The sequence below is a fragment of the Paenibacillus sp. FSL R7-0189 genome (assembly GCF_037969925.1).
Lineage (GTDB): Bacteria > Bacillota > Bacilli > Paenibacillales > Paenibacillaceae > Paenibacillus_AQ > Paenibacillus_AQ odorifer.
Map to the genome: position 1 here is coordinate 748519 of NZ_CP150223.1, position 19530 is coordinate 768048.

The window sequence follows — 19530 nt, forward strand, 5'->3', positions numbered from 1 at the left end:
CCCGAACACGGTCTTTACCGTATATTATTTATAGTTTATTATTTGCTTGCTCTGTCATAGCCGCCTTGTTTAATTTCAAGCCATTCTTGCAAGCCCAGACGGTCCAATTCTTTCAGGTATTCATCCCACTGCGCTTCAACTTTACCATTTTGGTACCATTCAGTACGCATTCTAAGCACGTAGGCAAAAAGATCCGTCTCAATTGTCGTTAGGCGATCAAGCTCTTGAATGGAGTGGAATACACTCGGCATTACGTTTTCTGCTTTCATTTTTGGCGCCATGATGTTCTTGATAATATCCATTCTGCCTTTAGCATCATCCGGCATGGTTGTGAATTTGCCATAATAGGAATCAAGGATAGCTAATGGTCCACCGACACTTGTTTTCTCACGTAGTTCTACAGGAGCTGCACCCTCCAGCGGCAAATGCTTCAGCATTTCTTTTTCTTTATCAAATTCGAAGATATTTTGCTGTTTATCGTCTCCATACGTTCCCCAGTTGTTCTGTACAGATTGAATCGGATCGTAGAGTTGATCAACCCATTTCGCTGTCGTTTCTAAGTTCTTATTGGCGCTAGTAACAACCATCTTGCCTCTGCCCAAACCAAGCGCGTTCGTTCTTGTTACGTTAACTTCACCATCTGGTCCAGCAAGCGGAGGCATAACCTCGTAAGTGTCATTTGCTCCAGTGATATTGGCTTTATCCCATGAGAAGTAAAGTCCGTATCTCTGATCCTTCCCTTTTGCAAGGTAAGTACTCCAGTCCTGTGTATAGGCTTCAATATCAATGAGTCCTTCTTTATACAGCTCGTTAATAAAAGAAACGGCTTCTTTGTAGTCATCTTGTGACGCCGTAAATATTACCTTTCCATCATTGCTCACAACCGCATGGTCAGGGTTCTCACCCAATCCGAACGAAGCAAATAGGAAAACCAGATCTTCTGCTCCAGGCTTGTTAATAAAGGACAGAGGAATTTCGTCAGCCTTACCGTTGCCATTTGGATCTTTTGTCTTGAATGCAATTAATACTTCTTTTAATTCTTCTGTTGTTGTAGGCATATCAAGGCCCAGCTTCTCAAGCCATTCCACATTGATCCAAGGCATACTGTCTACCGCCTGGATTCTTTCCTTGCCATTGCCCAGCTCTTCGATCCACGGAAAGGCATAAATATTACCGTCTGGTGCCGTAATCATACTCTTGTATTCCGGGGCTTCTTCCAGCACCTTTTTGAAGTTGGGCATATTGTTCTCGATGAGATCATTCAGCGGAATAATGGCACCGTCTTTAGCAAGTTTGAGCAGCTCATAGTCGCTATAGTCCGCATTAAAAATCGCATCAGGAAGATCACCGCTTGCCACAGCCAAGTTTCTTTTTTCAACAAATACGTCTTTCGTGAAATTCTTCCAATTAATATGAACATTCGTCTTTTCTTCAAGACGCTTATTAATCAGTTTTTCATTTGGATCAACTGGTGCAAGTGGAGAGCTTTGCGTAATAAAGTTCAAAGTTACTTTACCGCTGGCGTCCTGTTCTTTACTAGCCGCACTTCCCCCTCCTCCTCCGCCACCGCATGCAGTAAGGAACATAAACGAAGCAAGTACAGATGCAGAAGCTACTTTCGTTGATACTCTTGATTTCTTAATTCTTTTCATAGGGTATGACCTCCAAATTATTAGATATGAATGAATTAATCTTTATCTATGTGCAGCCTGTTTCCTACTTAAGGGAACCGACCATAACACCTTTTTCAAAGTACTTCTGGAAGAACGGATACATAACAATAAGTGGCAAACTGGAAACAACGATGGCAGCGTACTTGATGATTTCAGACAATCGTTTCATTTCCGCCATGGCGAGTTGATCGCTGATCATGCCCGGATCTACCTGATTCTGGATCAAGATGGAACGCAACACGAGCTGCAGTGGATGAAGATTCGGATTATCTAAATAGATCATCGCGTCAAAATAGGAATTCCATTGGCCCACAAAGGCATAAAGAGCGAGCACGAAAACAATCGGTTTGGAGAGCGGTAATACGACACTGAAGAAAATCCGCATCTCCGAAGCTCCGTCTACATTAGCGGCTTCCTTCATTTCATTCGGTACTCCTTTGAAGAAAGTTCTAGAGAGAATGATGTTCCATACATTAACTGCCCCTGGAATAATCACCGCCCAGACTGTATCAAGCAGACCAAGATTCTTAACGAGCAGATAGGTTGGTATAAGCCCACCCCCAAAGAACATGGTGATAATAAACAAGGTCATGAAGAATCCTTTTCCTTTGAGCCTGTCATCAGACAGTGCGTACCCTGCACAGATAGAGACGAGAACGGTAAGCATAGCAAATGAAACAGAGTATAAAACAGAGTTTCCAAAACCTCGGATCATGGCCGGATTAGAAAGAATTTTTATATACCCTTCTAATGACCAATCCGAAAGGTTGAATGATAATCCTTTACTGAGCAGAACTGATGGATCCATAAAAGATGCAATCACTACATAAATCAAAGGAAGTACAATGATAAGTACGGCCAGTGTCAGGAAGATCGCGTTAAGCACGACGATAAAGCGATCTAATCCGGAATGTTTAATGGGCATAGCTTGTTGCTCCTTTCTTAGTAAAGACCTTCGCCCTCATTCAGTTTCTTCACGGTGAAGTTAACGGTGATGAGCAGGACGATGTTGATGATAGAGTTAAACAATCCTACTGCGGCTGAATAGGCATAATCGCCCGACTGCAAACCAATTTTATAAACGTAAGTCGGAATGATTTCTGAGGTTGGCAAGTTCATCGCCGTTTGCATGAGATAGGCTTTTTCGAAGCCAATGGACATAATCCCACCAGCTGCAAGGATAAATACAATAGCCATAATTGGACGAATGGTTGGCAAATCGATATGGCGGATTCTTTGTAGAAGATTAGCGCCGTCAAGATTGGCTGCATTATGTAACTCAGGATCGACATTAGCAAGCGCTGCTACATAAATAATGGATGCCCAACCGGCTCCGGTCCAAATATCGGACAGAATGTAGATCGAACGGAAGTACTCCGGACGAGACATGAACATGATTGGTTCACCTGTAAGCCAGGTAAAAAACTGGTTAATCGGTCCCGTTGGGGACAAGAAGATAAACAACATCCCGACCACAACGACAACAGAAATAAAGTTAGGTGCATACAAGAACAACTGAATGTTCTTTTTGACGCCTGCACGGCGAATTTGATTTAACATCAACGCAAGCAGGATAGGAATTGGAAAACTCAGAATTAATCCGAAGAAACTTAATTTAAGCGTATTCATAAAGATAACTTCGAAGTTGGGGGATGACAGGAATTTCTCGAAGTTGTACAAACCTACCCATTCACTTCCCATAATCCCTTTGATTGGGCTGAAATCTTTAAAGGCGATAATCGCACCATACATAGGACCGTATTTAAAAATCAGGGTCAGGATCACAGCTGGTGCGAGCAAAATATAAAGAAAGTAGTACTTCTTTAGATAGTCTAGTAAGGAGCTCTTATGTTTGGTCACCATTGTTCTGTGTTCAGCTTCTATTAGGTTTTGCAATGCCTTTACCTCCGTTCTTATCAATGTTTATATCTTGATGCAGTAAGGGCTTTCAATTGGCTTATGTCCTGCTGCTTTTACAATTTACCAAACACTTAATCGTTCGTCAATACATTTTGTAAAAATATTTATGTGCATATGACAAAGCATTATGTTCATAAATGATGCATATAATTTTACATAATTACAAATACAGCCAATTTAAATAGGATTATATACTTTAAAGTCAACATATTCTCATGAATATGAAAAGAATAATACCTTTTTCGCACACTTATACGCCGATAAAATGTAAACTAAATTGTGCATTTGTAAATATCATATTGCTATTTTGAGTAAACTAATATACATTAAAGAGAGTTGGAATCATGCCAAATAGTACACTATTTGTGGCGAAGGTTAAGAACAAGAATATAGAGGTGAATTACATAGATGGCCAGGGAAAAAGTAACCATACAAGACATCGCGGATGCTTTAGGAATCTCCAGAAATACAGCTTCCAAAGCCTTAAATGGAACGAATGGTATACCTGATGAAACTAGAAACAAGGTTATAAAGAAAGCGATAGAGTTAAAATATAAACAATTTGCTTTTATGGACACCGAGAGTGTTCAACCAAGAAACTCTGGAAATATCGCTTTATTAACAGAAAACTTACCTAACACTTCCCACTTTGGATCGAAACTGATCAGTGGCATGGAGAAACGAATCAGTGCAGAAGGATATAATTTATCCATGCACATTATAAGAGACATTGATCAGGCGTCCCTGTCTCTTCCAAATAATTTTGATGTCGCCAATGTAGACGGAATTATTTGTATTGAGTTGTTCAATTCGGAATATAGTAAGCTGATTACAAGTCTTGGCATTCCAACTATTTTCATCGACTGTTCTGCAGATATCTGCTACCCTGAATTCCAAGCGGATGTACTTCTCATGGAAAACGAACATAGCACATATCAACTTACAAAAAAGTTAATTGATGGCGGTTACACATCACTGGGGTTCATCGGGGACTATAATCACTGTAGGAGCTTTAATGAAAGATGGGTGGGCTTTAATCGCGCATTGATAGAATCTGGCATCCAGCTTGATCTCTCACAATGTATTCTCGATGACGATCGACTATTTTTTTCGAATCCGGAGTGGGCAGATACTAGGCTGAGTCAAATCAATGAGCTTCCTTCTGCTTTCGTGTGTGCTAACGATTATATTGCGGTTACCTTTATGAAGTCACTCAAAAACATGCTTTCCATTCCTAATGACATCGTCATTTGTGGTTTTGATAATGGTCCTGAATCAAACATTGTTGAACCCCATCTCACTACTGTTCATATTTATAGTAATCAGATGGGTGTCAAAGCAGCCGAAATGCTACTTTCCCGAATTCATGATCCGAAGCAACCCTATCAGGTTTCTCATATTTATACCAAACTCATCATAAGAGACTCTACACCTAATATCAGTTGATGAATTTAAAAAGAACCCAAGCGATTAATAATTCCGTCGCTGGGGTTCTTTTTTTTCGTTGAATTGTTCCAATTACAATATCCTGTATATATAATCGCCCACAATTAGTTTATGGAAGGATTGTATTCTTCATAGGATAGAACAATATGCTCTCGTTTTAGCAGACAATGCTCTATGATCGCCTTACGTTTCGCTTTCAGGACAATTTGTTCAATATCAGCAAAACTGCAACCGGAAAGACGTTCGCATGCCTCCTCCATCAACCCAGCTTCACTTTCAAAGTCATTAATTAACAGTTCAACATATTGACGCCTACTTGATTCATCCGGGTTGGAATAAATCATTTTTGTATCAAACCTTCGCCAAATAGCTCTATCCAGTTCATTTTCTAGGTTCGTCGCTGCTACAAAAATGCTATTGTCACCAAAATCATCGAGACATTGCAGCAGTGTATTCACCGCACGGGCCATTTCTTTAACCTCGTCATTACTCTCCCGTGTTCTTGCAATGGCATCAAACTCATCCAGGAAAAGAACACAAGGAGATGCTTTGGCATACTCAAATATTTTCCGGATATTACTTCCTGTCTCACCCAAATGGCTGTGAATAATTGCATCAAGTCTAACTAGGATAAGTGGAAGCTCCAGCATTTGCGCCATATAAAATGCAGTAAGTGTTTTCCCTGTGCCCGGTGGACCATACATAACCACTTTATTGGGAATGGGAACTCGATGTTCTTCAAAGCTTCCCCTCATACCTAAGATCGTAATGAATTCTTCGACAATCTTTCGATTCATATCGGGTAGGACGAGATGTCTAACCTTTTTGGCACATTCTTTGGGTGTATAATAGGTACCCATATCAATCCCTTTTGCTCTGGGTAGACGTTGATTGTTGCTGCTTTTGTTCATTATTTATTAAAGCTCCTTTAAAATGGTTATTTTCAAGAAATCCAAAAGATCCTTTCTGAATCCAGTTCAACCTGCGCTAATTGCCGCTCGAAGTCCTCGTGAGGAACGATAGAGTCCGCTTTTGACCATTCATTATCCACAAATCAATTCAACTTCCAAATTATATTTATTCGTAATTATTACGATTTAAAATATCATACTTTCTTTTTGTTTATAATGTCAACCAGTAGCACAAAAAAGAGCCTTATAGTTCCAAGGCTCTTTTGGGGTATATCTATTAAATTGTCCATCCAGGCAAAGCAGAAGTTCCAGCATCTTACCTTCACATATTGTAAGTCCTGGCTAGCTTGGACTTAGCTCTGAGCCGGGTGAATTCCTTAGTTACCAGGATTACCGTCCACACTACAACCACAGTATCAATCACAAGCGAACCCCAATATACTCCGGAGACGCCTAACCATCTTGGCAAAACAAGCATCACTGGCACATAAAAAACAAGTTGTCTGGTGATGCCGATAACGGCCGCCGGCTTCCCTTTATTAATCGCAGGGAAAAAGGTCATGGCCATAAAAATGAGCGACAATAACGGCAGAACCGCCATGTTCAACCGGAAATATAACATTTCGCTGGTTTTAAAGATTTGATCCGGCAGCATTAGTCCCAGAATGGAAGCCGGCGAGATCATGGAAATTATCCAGAAAGGCAAAGTCAGCAGCATGGAGACGAGTGTGAATATTTTATAGGCTTTGATGGCGCGCTCATACTGTTCTGCTCCAAAATTAATGCCGATGACTGGCTGCAAGGCGCGCATTAATCCGAATATCGGCGTCAACAGGAAGGTGAATACACGGAAAACCACACCATAAAATGCAATATCTGCTGTAGTCCCGTATCTCGACAGTGCATTAAATACTACAACAGCCTGTACCAGATTCATAAAGTTCATAATGAAAGAGGACATTCCCAGTCCAACTATGGATTTGATTGTGGCAGCATCCCGATAGATTGCAAAGACATTCGTTCGGAATGAGGCAAATCCTTTGCCAAAATAAATCCATCCCAGCAAGGTGTAGACCAGCATCCCGATATTTGTAGCCCAGGCAGCACCCTCTACTCCAAAATCCAGCCAGGCTACCAGAATATAATTGGACAATACATCAACTGCCAGTCCAATGCCCATTACCACGGCTGCCGATTTCATTTTCCCTTCGGCACGCACAATCATATTGGCAGCCAGTCCATAAATCCAGAAAAATGAACCGATCACCGTAATTCTAAAATAGCTGTCTCCAAGAGCCAGAGTTTCCCCTTCTCCTCCCATAATTCGCACCAGCTGTGTGGAGAAAAGTAAACCTAACACCATATAGACAAGCGTTACAAGGATGGACAGATAATTAACATTCCCCATCAAACGTTTCTGCATTTCTTTGTCCTGCCTGCCGAGGGCTAAACTTAAAGCAGAACCGGCACCCACCCCGATCAAGGAGCCCAGTCCCAAGCTGATCTGGGTTAAAGGATAAGCTACCGAAACCCCAGCCAGTGCTTCCTCTCCGACAAACCTTCCCACAAATACAGCGGCAATAACCGCATTTAAGCCATAGAGAACCATTGCGATGATAGCGGGCCATGATAACTGGACCATAATATTCCATAGATTACCGTTGAGAATAAAATGCGTCTGCTTGTCTTTGCTGTTGTTTATCTGTGTTACAGTGTTCATAATGTGGATTTTCTCTCCTTCTTTTGACTGAATATGCGAAGTCCTCGTTCAAAGATTTACGGGACTCCTTACATTAACAAGTCTATAAGACAGGATGGCTAGCAACTACCGCAAAAGGGATTGTTTCTATCTCATAAAGGATTTTATCTTTAAATTTATATTTTCACAGCACAAATAAAGGGCACCTTATACCGCCAGGCTCGGAACTTAAGCCTTAGCAGAAAGGTGCCCCCATTAACACTTCAGAGCAGATTACAGTGCGCTATCTTTAGCCATTGGAGCTAATTTTTCAGTCCTGTCAACGTGATTCCTTCTACGAAATATTTTTGACCAATCAGATAAAAAATGACGCCCGGCGCAAAGGACATACACGTAGCCGCCATCGTCAGCGACCAGTCCTGCTTTAGTTGGCCTCTAAAAGCGGTTAGTCCCAAGGCTATCGTATACTTATCGCTTGAGTTTATGTAAATCATCTGTTGAAGTAGATCATTCCATAAACCGATAAAGATAAATAATGCCACAACGATCATTGCAGATTTAATGGCCGGCATAATAATGCTGAACAAAATGCGGTAATATCCAGCACCATCGATCGTTGCTGCTTGATCAAGCTCTCTTGGAATAGACATGATAAACTGCCTAATCAAAAAGATATTAAAAGCGCCACCACCACAGAAATAAGGCAAAATCAACGGCAGATAGCTGTCATGGATTCCTAAGCCTCTCGTCCACCCAATATATAGCGGAATAAGAGTAACCATGGCAGGTAGAAGCATCGAACCGACACAAAGCGCCCAAATCAATTTTTTGCCCCGAAAACGCAGTCTTGCAAAGGCATAACCGCATAAGGTCGCTGTAAAGGTTCCTGCCAAACAAGCGGGTACAATAATAATCATGGTGTTCCATAAATATTTCCAAAACTTAAATATCTCTAGTGTTTCTGCATAGTTTGAAAACAACCAATTTCCTGGAAGCAGTGAAGGCGGATATTTGTATATCTCGGCATTCGACATGAGCGACGTGCGAAATATCCACCAGATTGGAAAGAGCACGAGTATAGTAAAAAAAATGACAACGACAAACGAGATCAGGTTCATCCATTGATTATTACGTTTTTTACTCTTTAATCTTCCGTATGTGGCTACACTCATTTGTCATCGCCTCCTTCATTAAAGATCCATAGATTGGAGGTTTTGAATAATACACCAGTAAAGCCTGCAAGAATAACAAAAATAACGGCCGTTGTTGCACAAGCATACCCTAATTTATAATTTACAAAAGCTTGATCATACATCAGATAAGTTAAAAATCGTGAAGAATTACCCGGGCCGCCATTCGTTAATGAAAGAGCCGGCGTAACAATTTGGAGATTGGCAATCAAGCTCATTAGCAAATTATAAAAGATAATGGGCGACATGCACGGTAAAGTGATATGCAAGAATCGTTTCCATCCATTCGCACCATCCATTTCAGCCGCTTCATGGTAGACGACCGGAACATTTTGCAGCCCCGCTAAGAAAATAACAATTAAGTTACCTGACAGCCAAACTGAAATCAAGGATAGAGATGGAACAACATAGCTGGAATCCGCGATAAAAGAAACTTTGTTCAAACCAATCTCAGAGAGAATAAAGTTAAAAAATCCAAAATTAGCTTCGTATAACCAAGACCATCCTACATATATCGCGGCTGCCGGCAAAACGTACGGTACATAGAAAACAGCTCGGAAAAACCCTCTTGCCGGAATTTTACGATTCAGTAGCATCGCGATAAAAAGTGAATAAATCATGCCTCCAACTACCGATAAAACGGCAAAGTAGACCGTAGCTATAATAGAATCTTTAATATAAGGATCAGTGGTAAATAGATTAATATAATTCTCGAAGCCAATAAATTTGGGGTCTGAAAGTCCCGTCCAATTCGTTAAGCTGATCCCGAGCACCCCAATAAGAGGTAAATACGTTAGAAAGATCAGCCCAATGAAGGCAGGGATCAATAATATATACGCGGCTCGTGCCTCACCTGCATGAATACGTGAACGACGTTTCGGAGATCTATTAATTATTTCCATCTCTATATCCCCACCTGAAGATCATAATATGGCCGCCGCGGGTGTGAGCTTGGCAGCGGCCATTCTTTTACGGACTTTACTTATTGCCTGAATGAGCTGCTTTCAACGCATCGAGATTCTTAGAAATAGCATCCTTAGCGGTCGTCTTTCCCGTCCATACATCCCCTAGAACCGACCCGAGTAAGGTGTTAAACTCCGTCGTATGATTCGTATAGAACCACGCTGCGGGCTTCACAGCAGGTGATTGCGCATAATCGACTACTGCAGATTTATATTCGTCATAAACAGGGAAGTTAGGATTTTCGACCCATTTACGGGTAAGGGTCTCATCCGTGTACCACTTCTCCAGTGTCGGCATCCAGATTCCCGAGCTAATGAGGCCCCAGTTATTTTCTTCTGAGTTGTACCATTTCAGCCATTCTATCGCTTCTTTTGGATGCTTAGTCTGGGAGAACACGACATTGGCGCCACCCGTGTTGAGGGTAACCTTATCCTTCATGTAAGGCAATACTGCAACGCCATAGTTCAGGCCTTCATTCTTAGCCGTATTGAGACTAGTTCCCACGTTCCACGCACCGTTAGTAGCCATGGCAACAGTCCCTGCGATAATGGTTCGTTGAATGCCATCATCAGTCTGTCCGACAGACAACGGAGCAACATGATCCTTCAAGTAAAGATCTGCAACCTTCTGAATTCCCTCTATACTGGCGTCTTCTCCAATTCTCACCTCAGTCCCATCACCCGAATAGAACCCCCCACCATTACCAAGCGCCCAGGTCTCAAGCTGCCATGGTAAGTTTTCAACGGATGCGCCAAACTGAACGATACTCTGCTCATTAAAGCCACTCTCATCAGGATGTTTACCATTTTTATCAAGGGTCAGCTTCTTTGCTGTTGTTACAAATTCCTCCCATGTCCACGCTTTATCCAGAGCGGCTGGGGGATAGGGTACATTGGCTTTGTCGAACATATCTTTGTTGTAATAGAGGAGTAAGATTTCATTGGCAGCCGCGTAGGCTACGGTTTTCCCTTGATATTTGTAGGCTAGGCTATCCAGTGGTTTGCTGTCGCTTCCTTCGTACATTGTATTTACATCATTCAGCATGCCTTGGGTAGACCACTGAACGACACCATCTTCTCTGAGCATCCCTGTATCAGGCAATTGCTCTGCCGTAGCCATTGTATTCAGCTTGGTCATGTAGTTTTCCCAAGGAATTGCTTGTACTTCTACTTCAATTCTGTCTTGAGAAGCATTAAACTTATCCGCCACTCCCTGGGTTACATTTCCCTCTTCCGCACTTCCCCACATCGAATAGATAATTTTGACCTTCTCCTCAGGCTTGGAGGTGGCGTTCTCAGATGCTTTGGGTCCATCAGTTGCCTTGGTTGCTGTGTTTGTCTCATCTTTCGCGCAGCCAATGACACTTAATGCTAGTGCAGTTGAAAGAATACCTACCCCGAATGCTTTACCTACCTTCATTTCCCTCTCCCCCTTCATAATCACATAGATATGTCCAACCGTTTGACCCCCTAAGTTATTGAGTTAAACGTTTAGTACCAACTTTTTTTAATAATTCCAACCTTTGCTTGGAATCCGAAATTTCGGCCAGCCGATACGACTTTTAATATCGTAAATATTTTCAAAAAGTGGTATAGAGTCTTCATGAACTTGGGATGTTTTAATGAAGTAAGCGCTTTATTGTTATTGTGTCATGATTTTCTATTAGGGAAAATAGCATTTTTCAACCTGATTTTTAAAAATTCCAACCTTTAAAGAATCATCTTTTTCATAAAACAGCAGAATCAGCTGATCCAAAATATTCACTTGCAGTAACGACAATAAGCAGAGCCGCCCTCCTACCCCAATGGTAGAAGCACTGCTCTGCCTATTTAGCATTTATACACTACGCTGCTGTATGAAGCAACGCCGTTTTTCTATTCTAGAAACACAACTGCGTGAGATCTCCAGCTCCTTAGCGATTTCCCGCTATTTTATCGAATTTCTTGAGGTTGTGGACACGAACCGACGTCAAGAAAGAAGGCGTCTCTTATTCATTCCCCATCGTGCTGATGTCGATGACAAACCGGTAACGGACATCTGAAGCAAGCACACGCTCCCAGGCTTCATCAATCCGGTCAGCAGAAATGACCTCGATTTCAGATGCAATATTATGTTCAGCGCAGAAATTAAGCATTTCCTGCGTTTCACGGATTCCGCCAATCATCGATCCGGCAAACGAACGGCGGTGGCCGATCAGCGAAAATACGTTAACTGCCAATGGATCAGCGGGCGCACCGACATTGACTAATGTACCATCCAATGCCAGAAGTGAAAGATAGGCATCGATATCAATCTGTGCGCTTACTGTATTCACAATAAGATCGAATGAACCGGCAAGCTGCTTAAATGTCTCCGGATCGCTTGTGGCATAATAATGATCCGCTCCTAATTGCAATCCGTCTTCCTTCTTCTTCAGTGACTGTGATAACACAGTAACCTCAGCTCCCATAGCATGAGCAATCTTCACAGCCATGTGTCCAAGCCCGCCAAGACCCACTACAGCTACTTTTTTGCCGGGAGCGGCTCCCCATGGCGCAGCGGTGAATAGGTGGTGATTCCTGCACACAAAAGCGGTGCAGCCGCGTCAAGCGGAATAGCGTCAGGAATCCGGACCACGAAGTCTTCTGTTACAACGATGTGCGTGGAATATCCGCCCTGTGTATAGTGACCGTGCCGGTCGATAGCTCCATAGGTGCCCGTATTTCCACTCAGGCAATACTGCTCCTCACCTTTCTGGCAATTACTGCACTCTCCACAGGAGTCAACCATACAACCTACCCCTACACGATCGCCAACTGTGTACTTTGTAACTTCGGAACCGACCTGGCTGACAATACCGGCGATCTCATGCCCTGGAACAAGTGGATACTTAACCGGTCCCCACTCCCCGCGGGCTGTATGAATATCCGAGTGGCAAATGCCCGCGTATTTAATCTCTATAAGAACATCGTGCGGCTGCAGATTCCGGCGTTCGATTGTAGTTAGCTTGAACGGGCCTTCCTGACTGAATGTAGCGCGTGCATTAACTTTTATCATAGTGAAACCTCTCTTCTAGTTAATATAAAAAACTGTAATGCCGACTTTACAAAACCTATGTTATTACTTAAAGTTAACTCTAAGTCAAGCACAAAATATAATTAAGACTGGAGATAGATGATGAAGACATACTCCATAAGTGAAGTTGCAGAATACTTTAATATGACATCACATACCCTGCGTTACTATGACAAGGAGGGGCTTTTGCCTTTTATAGAAAGAACCCCCAGCGGGAAACGCGTTTTCAAAGAAACGGATATGGACGCTTTAAAAGTAATTGAATGCCTGAAGTCATCCGGGATGCCGATTAAGGAAATAAAACATTTCATTGAGTGGTGCTCTGAGGGGGACTCCACCTTGCAGCAGAGATATGACATGTTCCTGGAGCGAAAAGCTTCCGTAGAAGCACAGATGGAAGAATTAAGAAAAACGATGGAAGTCATAGAACATAAATGCTTCTACTACAAGACCGCCTTGGATAGCGGCACGGAAGATGTTCATAAAAAAAATAACATTAAGAGTGCATTTACTCATTAGAAATGAACCTTCAAATTACAGTAAAGGCGGGGCAGATTGATCTGCCCCGCCTTTCTTAATTTGGACGCTTTTTTGCCAGCAGCTTCTCCGTAAAATTCACATCAAAAAAATGAATAATGGGTCCCAGACCAAGTGCGGACACTAGAGTTCCTAAGCCTATAACGCCTCCTGCCAGGAAGCAAATCAAAGCACAAAGCGCATCCGTAAACATCCGGTGCCAAAAATAAGATATTTTCGGGAAGTTATCCCTCATAATCAGGGACAGGCTGTCGTAAGGAGCTACTCCCACAGCCGATGTCTGATACAAGGATACCCCAAAACTGCATACCACCACGCCAATCGCTACGACGACCACCCTCTGCCATAACAGCTGAGGTTCGCCCAACAGAGATAGCCAAGTACTATGAAAGAACGTAGCGATATATCCCAAAAAGATTGCGTTTACAAAAGTCCCGGCTCCAATAAACCTTCGTCCGGTTATGAATTCGATTACAAACAATACCAGGTTCAGCAAGATCAGAAAATTTGCATATGTTATACCGACGCACTCTGCAAGTGCCATTACCATGCCGCTAAAGGGATCATTCCCCATGCCGGACAGCTTAAAAATACTGATTCCCATGCCCAGAAATACATTGCCGATAACCATAATAATCAATCGTTTTTTATCAACGTTATAAAGATAACCCTTCATATTGCCCATCCTATTTTTCATATTAAAATTGCACCTTGCAACAACCACGTCATTATATCATATATTCTATTGTTTGACGGTTATCTTTATTGATAGTATTCAATGATTTGGATAAGCAGATCGGTCAGCACTGAGCATTATTTTGAAGGGAACACTGCTTTTTCGATCTTCAGATCTACTTCTCTAATGACATCATCAGCCTCGGAGCCAAGGATATCTATAAGTGTAATTTCATTACCTTCTTTGTCCGTCCCAATTGGATCATGTAGGGATACGTCTTTACGTGTTTTCTTGAGCGAACGCAGGTGCATCAGGATTTCCATCTTAATGTCATTAGTGCGCATATTTTAAAAGGTAAATATCTCAACCGAATCTTCGTAGACCCTGATTTCTCTAACGACCTGACGAATCAAATCACGCTTCTCTTCAAAAGTGAGTTCTGCCTGACCTTTAGATAAGTAATGTTGAACAGCTTCCATCAAGACATGAATGTTGTACTCTGTATTTTGAGCAGAATTCAACATATGGCTCAATTCAATCAATTGGGCATTTAGACCTTCTTCTTTCTGAGTAAGCTCCTTCAATTCATGACGAATATCTTCTTCGGCAATACCATCTTCACTAATAGCAAAAAGTTTAATTAGCTTCTTTCGTGCGTTTTTGGTTTTCTCAATTTCCTTTTCAATCCTTATAATCTCAGCAGTTTCAAAAGGCTCCTTGGTCTTCTCTTCCTGCAAAGCTGCAGCGATTTCATCGGGATTATTTAACCAGGTTGTCACTTGGTTCCAAACCTGTTCTTCAATCAGGTGAGCCTTAATTCTTCGTCCACATCCCTTTGATTTGGCTCCCGCAGTGTTCTTAATGTCTGTATATTCCGGTACTTTCTTTCCCCAATTGTTTGATAATCGTCCCGTCATGGTATTACCGCAGTCCCCACATCTTAACAAACCGCTCAATAAATATGGGTGTTTGCTTTTTTGAGCCCATCTCCTTCTAGACTCCGATAATAATATTTGTGCATGTTCGAATTGAGCCTCGTCTATAAGTGGAGGACAAGGAAGAAGAATCCATTCGTCTTTAGGTCTCTCTTTCATAGGGATCTTTTCTTCATCGTTCCTGTGCTTATTCCCTAACATACCTTCTGTATTCCAGCGATTTTGATAAAATTCACCGATATAGGCTCGGTTCATAATGATTTGTCTTACTACTTGGCGATGCCACATCGAAGCCCCTCTTTTTGTGGGTACTCCTTTACTGGTTAAGTATAACGCTATACCATTCAGTCCTTGAACAATTGTATTGGGTTGTGTAAACAAATCAAATATTAGTCTGACTATAGCAGCCTCATCTTCATCAACAAGAAACTGTTCTGATTCCTTATCAAAACTGTAACCGTAAACTTGAAAATCACGCAGTACTCTTCCTTGCCTTGCTTTTTCTTTTCTCCCTCGGCTCATACGTTCTGTTATCTTTGACTTCTCAAACTCCGCTATAGCTCCACGCATAGAATAAAACAAATTTCCTTCAGGAGTTTTAGCATATTCACCATTAACAAAAACAAGTTCTATACCTCGCCGGTCAAATTCATCAGTTATGATCAGTTGGTTCATTAACTTTCGAGACAATCTATCCGGGTCAAGACAAATAATCTTATTAATAATTCCTTCTCGAATATCATCCCGTAATTTGGTTAATGCCGGTCTATCCAAAAATTCACCTGATACCCCATCGTCCACATATTCCTTTACCTTATTCGTTCCCGCTTTCTGACGGCATTGACGAATTTGATCGTTCAGGCTGAACCCGTGCTTCGCCTGCTCCTCCGTACTCACTCTGGCATATACAGCTATCACTTTTCTCCCTCCTGAACTTTTCTAGAAGGTAATCATAACAGGCAATACGTGCTCTGTCATTGGAATCGCCTACCACAAGTTTCACATTCACCCGGCATCCCCTCCTTGTAGAAGGATATGCGTGTACTGCTTGGACACTTGTTAAATAAAAATGACCTTGAACATATGCTTGATGCTCAAGGTCACAACTACTTTTAAACCGATCTTCAACTCATTCACTTAAAGAAATAATATGAATCTTTCGACATTTCCAAGCTTCTATTCATCTTTTACTTTTTTTAGAAATCTGTCGATACTGTATTTGATTTGTTCCTTTACACTCCCTCCTAATCACATATTCCCATATAAGAATGTAGATTTGCTGCATGCATCGTTCAAGTATACTTCGCATTTAATATTTCCAGATAACCAGCTTAAGGTTATTGAAAACCCAAATATATGTTATACCAAACCGCTAACATAAATGGTGTCAGCCGAAGATGTCTAACTTCTTGCCTGAAACAATCGGGATTGCTGCTATCTTCGATAATTTCTTTTTCCTCTGTATCAATCTCTAGCGATTCGTATTTGACCTTGTAATTATAATTTATGTGAACCGCATAACAATCCGGGTCAATAACAGCTGTTTTATGAATTCTTTTCATCACATCAAATAACTCAATTCCATTAAATTCAATTTCCTTAGCATTCCAACCATCTATATCATAGTAATCATTGCAACATACAAATATAGGTAATCTCAACCCATTGTATTCCACTAATTTTATACGAAATGGTAACGCATTAAGCCCCTCATATCCACATTCTGCAGAAAAGCTGCATTTATAACCATAACCAAACAATGTGGTATTAAAGTCCTTAATAAATCGGAGTATCTGGTGGTTTAATTCGTCCTCACTCAAAGAAGCAAGATTGGACGCTTGCTCACATAAGAAACTCCACTCATCTTGTTTGATCCGAGGGAATGGCTTATAGTGATAGGGATATTGATCTAGAAGCGACACCCTTGCTTTTTGTTCCGATAATAAAGTCAATTTTCCGGCATTTTTTCCAGTAACCCAGTATTCGAGAATCGAACATATGCTTTTTTTATCTCGTTTTGAGCAAAGAACATAGAGTTCCGTAATATCATTCCCCATCAATTTCTCGATACTATTCAGTGATACTAACTGTGAAATGTTATGTTTTGTAAGTCCAATAAGACAGGATGATTCTTTCTTAACATCCACAAAATATATATTGCTAACTTTAGCGTATAAATTTTCTGGTTCAATTGGGAGTATTTTAGCAAGATCTTCCGGCATAAATAATTCAAAAGTTTCCAATGAATCTGGACGCATGTTGAGTTCGCTACAAAGTGAATTAATATCCAGCTTTTCAAGTAGTTTCGGATGTAATTTCGATAAAGAACTCAGTACATCTTTAGTATTTTCTTGACCATATAGTAACGATAAATCAACTACATGATCCCAGTCCTGGAATAACTCATGCTTTCTTAAAGATGAATAATAACTATAATTCAACTCTTTGATTTTCAATGAAAGATAGTATCCTTTTTCAACTTCAAATGAATTTGCATGTTGAATCAATTCATTTAGTCTGCGATCAAATGGTACAATGCTGTTGAAATATTGCTTAATAAAGAATTGCGAAATAAGGTAATGTGGTTCGCTCCACTTTGGGATTAACTTCATGACCTCAATTAAATCAGAAATCCCATTTTGAAAGTTGAAATTATGCAGACTATACTCTTTACTATCAACTATACATTTATTAGGTTCCTTAAATTCGAGACCCATTCTAAGGTTACCAATGATCTGCAGTAAAGTGCTGAGTTCTTGTGTTGTGTTTATCGTATCTTTCTTATTTAACTCACCAAGCGACTCTAATGCAATCCATTTTTTATATTCTGACAACTCTGAAACAGGTTGGGCATAATGTTCAAACAAGTAATAAAATGCAGTTATTTTTTCCTTATAAGTTTGTTGTCTAATGTAATAATCTTCATGGTTATTAGCTTTTTTAGAATTATAATTAATTTCAAAATTATATTTAAAAGCCTTAGGTTCCTTAATTCCACGCTCATAAAAATATATCGTATACTCATATGTTACACAACGTTGCCCATCATACGGGTTATCTACTGGTGCCCGACAATAAACTAAAAATGCATACTCCCAGTTCAATATTTCCCAATTTCTATCAAAAATACTTTTTTCGTCGAAAGACTTAATTGTTCTTATCATTCTAGTCTGAGTCTTAACGATAGGAAATGATTGGTTACCAACTCTAATTTCACTTTTACTCAATAGGTAATTAATTGACTTAGCATTTTTATCAGTGTTAAATTTATACATAAAATTAAACATAAATTGAATCAGGTATGAATATGAGTAAGGATTTTCCAATATATGATACAGTGTATTTTCATTAAAAACAGACTCATTCTGAATCATTTCTGATAAGTCTCGTACAATAAAAGACTCAATCAAACTTGGATCACGCAAACCTTTTCTATCCACACCCACGTATTTGTTAGGGACGCTTATGAAAAATGCAGAGTGCGACTCACCTTCTGTTAATTCATATGTAGAAAAGTAACGAAATTTTTCACTTTCCAAGTATTTACTTGAGTCTTTATTAATTCTTTGTGGAACAAGATATGAAATACCACTATCTAGTGAATCAAATGAGGTAAACACTAAGTATTCTTTTCCATCTACTTGGAGAGAACAACTATCTTTGGAATACGAGAATAAATAATTTTGTTTAATACCTGTATTCAATTGTACCGTTAAAGAAATTTTCTTTATGCCTCGATTCGCAGCTTTTCTCAAAGCAAAGAAGAATTCGATTATATTTACATAATCACCTTTCTTGATTAATAACATCTCGAAATCAGTATGAATTGCATTAAATAAAGTATCTTCTAGTAATTTAAGTTGTATTGTAGTCGAAGTTTTATTCTCATTTGTAGACTCCACTTTAAATCTTTCGGGATTAATTGCGAGATATGTTTCTTTTAGAGAATTGGTTTTTCGTTCAATGCAAATATCGTACTTATTGGTTCCGTTAGTGCTTTGTAATACAATTTCATCGGTATGATAAAATACACCAAACTTAGCTCCGATGCCAAATCGTCCTTCATGTAGCCCCTTCTCTTTTTGACTCTTACCTAAATACAAGTATTTCAGTAAACTATAATTGTCAAAACCTAGTTCGTTATAGGATAAAGATATGATGTTATACTGGGTTTCTTTGGAGAACGCTACTTCTATTTCTATTGTTTCATTTCCATACTTGCAGTCAAACGCATTTTGCAATAGTTCTTTTATTATAGAACGCTGACTGTATTCGCCGCGTACAGCTTGCTTCGTCGAATCAATAACGGAATAGACATCCAAAAACTCTTTACTGAATGTATCCCCATCTAGCAAGAGACTTTGGGTATAACTACTCAATTTTTCATCAAGTTCCGGCGATTCTTTCTTGTTTAAATCCAATGTATTCATCTCAAATAAATCCATTAGAAGCACCCAACTTAGACTTCCAGGATCAGGGCTTATATATTGTTTATACAAACCTTTTAATTCTTCTTGCCATGTCAT

13 protein-coding genes and 2 pseudogenes are annotated in these 19530 nt (G+C 40.3%); 2 read left to right on the top strand and 13 right to left on the bottom strand.

The genetic code is table 11. The features are described from left to right. Positions 1–38 precede the first annotated feature (38 nt). From MKY63_RS03240 to MKY63_RS03250, 3 genes are all read right to left on the bottom strand, one after another. Entirely contained in the window at positions 39–1652 is a 1614-nt protein-coding gene (locus tag MKY63_RS03240; protein ID WP_051490876.1) for an ABC transporter substrate-binding protein, read from the bottom strand. Positions 1653–1716: 64 nt separating this feature from the next. Further along, positions 1717–2598, bottom strand: coding sequence for a carbohydrate ABC transporter permease (locus MKY63_RS03245; protein WP_036675818.1), 882 nt, complete (start codon positions 2596–2598; stop codon positions 1717–1719). Between the two features lie 17 nt (positions 2599–2615). After that, positions 2616–3536: an ABC transporter permease subunit gene (locus MKY63_RS03250; RefSeq protein WP_051490892.1), complete on the bottom strand. Its 921-nt coding sequence runs from the start codon at positions 3534–3536 to the stop codon at positions 2616–2618. 465 nt (positions 3537–4001) lie between these two features. Here MKY63_RS03250 and MKY63_RS03255 point away from each other — a divergent pair, with 465 nt between their 5' ends. Further along, a complete protein-coding gene (locus tag MKY63_RS03255) occupies positions 4002–5039 on the top strand; it encodes a LacI family DNA-binding transcriptional regulator (protein ID WP_036675820.1) in 1038 nt (345 codons plus the stop codon). 104 nt (positions 5040–5143) lie between these two features. Here the strand turns inward: MKY63_RS03255 and MKY63_RS03260 are convergent, their stop codons facing one another. The 6 genes and pseudogenes from MKY63_RS03260 to MKY63_RS03285 form a co-directional block, all read right to left on the bottom strand. Further along, complete coding sequence (locus MKY63_RS03260; protein ID WP_176462605.1) at positions 5144–5950, bottom strand: ATP-binding protein; 807 nt, start codon at positions 5948–5950, stop codon at positions 5144–5146. Between the two features lie 322 nt (positions 5951–6272). Then, positions 6273–7670, bottom strand: coding sequence for an MATE family efflux transporter (locus MKY63_RS03265; RefSeq protein WP_036675823.1), 1398 nt, complete (start codon positions 7668–7670; stop codon positions 6273–6275). 281 nt (positions 7671–7951) lie between these two features. Then, positions 7952–8821 (bottom strand): carbohydrate ABC transporter permease, encoded by an 870-nt coding sequence (locus MKY63_RS03270; protein ID WP_036675824.1) that lies wholly within the window; start codon positions 8819–8821, stop codon positions 7952–7954. After that, entirely contained in the window at positions 8818–9741 is a 924-nt protein-coding gene (locus tag MKY63_RS03275) for a sugar ABC transporter permease (protein ID WP_036675826.1), read from the bottom strand. Before MKY63_RS03275 ends, MKY63_RS03270 begins: the two co-directional genes overlap by 4 nt. A gap of 76 nt (positions 9742–9817) precedes the next feature. Beyond that, positions 9818–11221: a sugar ABC transporter substrate-binding protein gene (locus MKY63_RS03280; protein WP_036675827.1), complete on the bottom strand. Its 1404-nt coding sequence runs from the start codon at positions 11219–11221 to the stop codon at positions 9818–9820. A 568-nt stretch (positions 11222–11789) separates the two neighbouring features. Next, positions 11790–12838, bottom strand: a pseudogene (locus tag MKY63_RS03285) (NAD(P)-dependent alcohol dehydrogenase). A gap of 120 nt (positions 12839–12958) precedes the next feature. Between MKY63_RS03285 and MKY63_RS03290 the strand changes: the two are divergent. Continuing rightward, positions 12959–13375, top strand: coding sequence for a MerR family transcriptional regulator (locus MKY63_RS03290; RefSeq protein WP_036675831.1), 417 nt, complete (start codon positions 12959–12961; stop codon positions 13373–13375). A gap of 55 nt (positions 13376–13430) precedes the next feature. On the opposite strand, the gene MKY63_RS03295 is transcribed toward MKY63_RS03290, so the two are convergent. From MKY63_RS03295 to MKY63_RS03310, 4 genes and pseudogenes are all read right to left on the bottom strand, one after another. Beyond that, entirely contained in the window at positions 13431–14090 is a 660-nt protein-coding gene (locus tag MKY63_RS03295) for a hypothetical protein (RefSeq protein WP_235219370.1), read from the bottom strand. Positions 14091–14224: 134 nt separating this feature from the next. Then, positions 14225–14398 (bottom strand): annotated as a pseudogene (locus tag MKY63_RS03300) (RNA polymerase subunit sigma-70); the annotation flags it as partial. An 18-nt stretch (positions 14399–14416) separates the two neighbouring features. After that, positions 14417–15922, bottom strand: coding sequence for a recombinase family protein (locus tag MKY63_RS03305; protein ID WP_339811509.1), 1506 nt, complete (start codon positions 15920–15922; stop codon positions 14417–14419). Between the two features lie 419 nt (positions 15923–16341). Next, complete coding sequence (locus MKY63_RS03310; RefSeq protein ID WP_339811511.1) at positions 16342–19530, bottom strand: ATP-binding protein; 3189 nt, start codon at positions 19528–19530, stop codon at positions 16342–16344.

What these genes read in the sequence shown, in the direction of transcription:
- MKY63_RS03240 (WP_051490876.1), bottom strand. Translation starts at nt 1,652, where the DNA reads ATGAAAAGAATTAAGAAATCAAGAGTATCAACGAAAGTAGCTTCTGCA.
- MKY63_RS03245 (WP_036675818.1), bottom strand. Translation starts at nt 2,598, where the DNA reads ATGCCCATTAAACATTCCGGATTAGATCGCTTTATCGTCGTGCTTAAC.
- MKY63_RS03250 (WP_051490892.1), bottom strand. Translation starts at nt 3,536, where the DNA reads ATGGTGACCAAACATAAGAGCTCCTTACTAGACTATCTAAAGAAGTAC.
- MKY63_RS03255 (WP_036675820.1), top strand. Translation starts at nt 4,002, where the DNA reads ATGGCCAGGGAAAAAGTAACCATACAAGACATCGCGGATGCTTTAGGA.
- MKY63_RS03260 (WP_176462605.1), bottom strand. Translation starts at nt 5,950, where the DNA reads ATGAACAAAAGCAGCAACAATCAACGTCTACCCAGAGCAAAAGGGATT.
- MKY63_RS03265 (WP_036675823.1), bottom strand. Translation starts at nt 7,670, where the DNA reads ATGAACACTGTAACACAGATAAACAACAGCAAAGACAAGCAGACGCAT.
- MKY63_RS03270 (WP_036675824.1), bottom strand. Translation starts at nt 8,821, where the DNA reads ATGAGTGTAGCCACATACGGAAGATTAAAGAGTAAAAAACGTAATAAT.
- MKY63_RS03275 (WP_036675826.1), bottom strand. Translation starts at nt 9,741, where the DNA reads ATGGAAATAATTAATAGATCTCCGAAACGTCGTTCACGTATTCATGCA.
- MKY63_RS03280 (WP_036675827.1), bottom strand. Translation starts at nt 11,221, where the DNA reads ATGAAGGTAGGTAAAGCATTCGGGGTAGGTATTCTTTCAACTGCACTA.
- MKY63_RS03290 (WP_036675831.1), top strand. Translation starts at nt 12,959, where the DNA reads ATGAAGACATACTCCATAAGTGAAGTTGCAGAATACTTTAATATGACA.
- MKY63_RS03295 (WP_235219370.1), bottom strand. Translation starts at nt 14,090, where the DNA reads ATGAAAAATAGGATGGGCAATATGAAGGGTTATCTTTATAACGTTGAT.
- MKY63_RS03310 (WP_339811511.1), bottom strand. Translation starts at nt 19,530, where the DNA reads ATGACATGGCAAGAAGAATTAAAAGGTTTGTATAAACAATATATAAGC.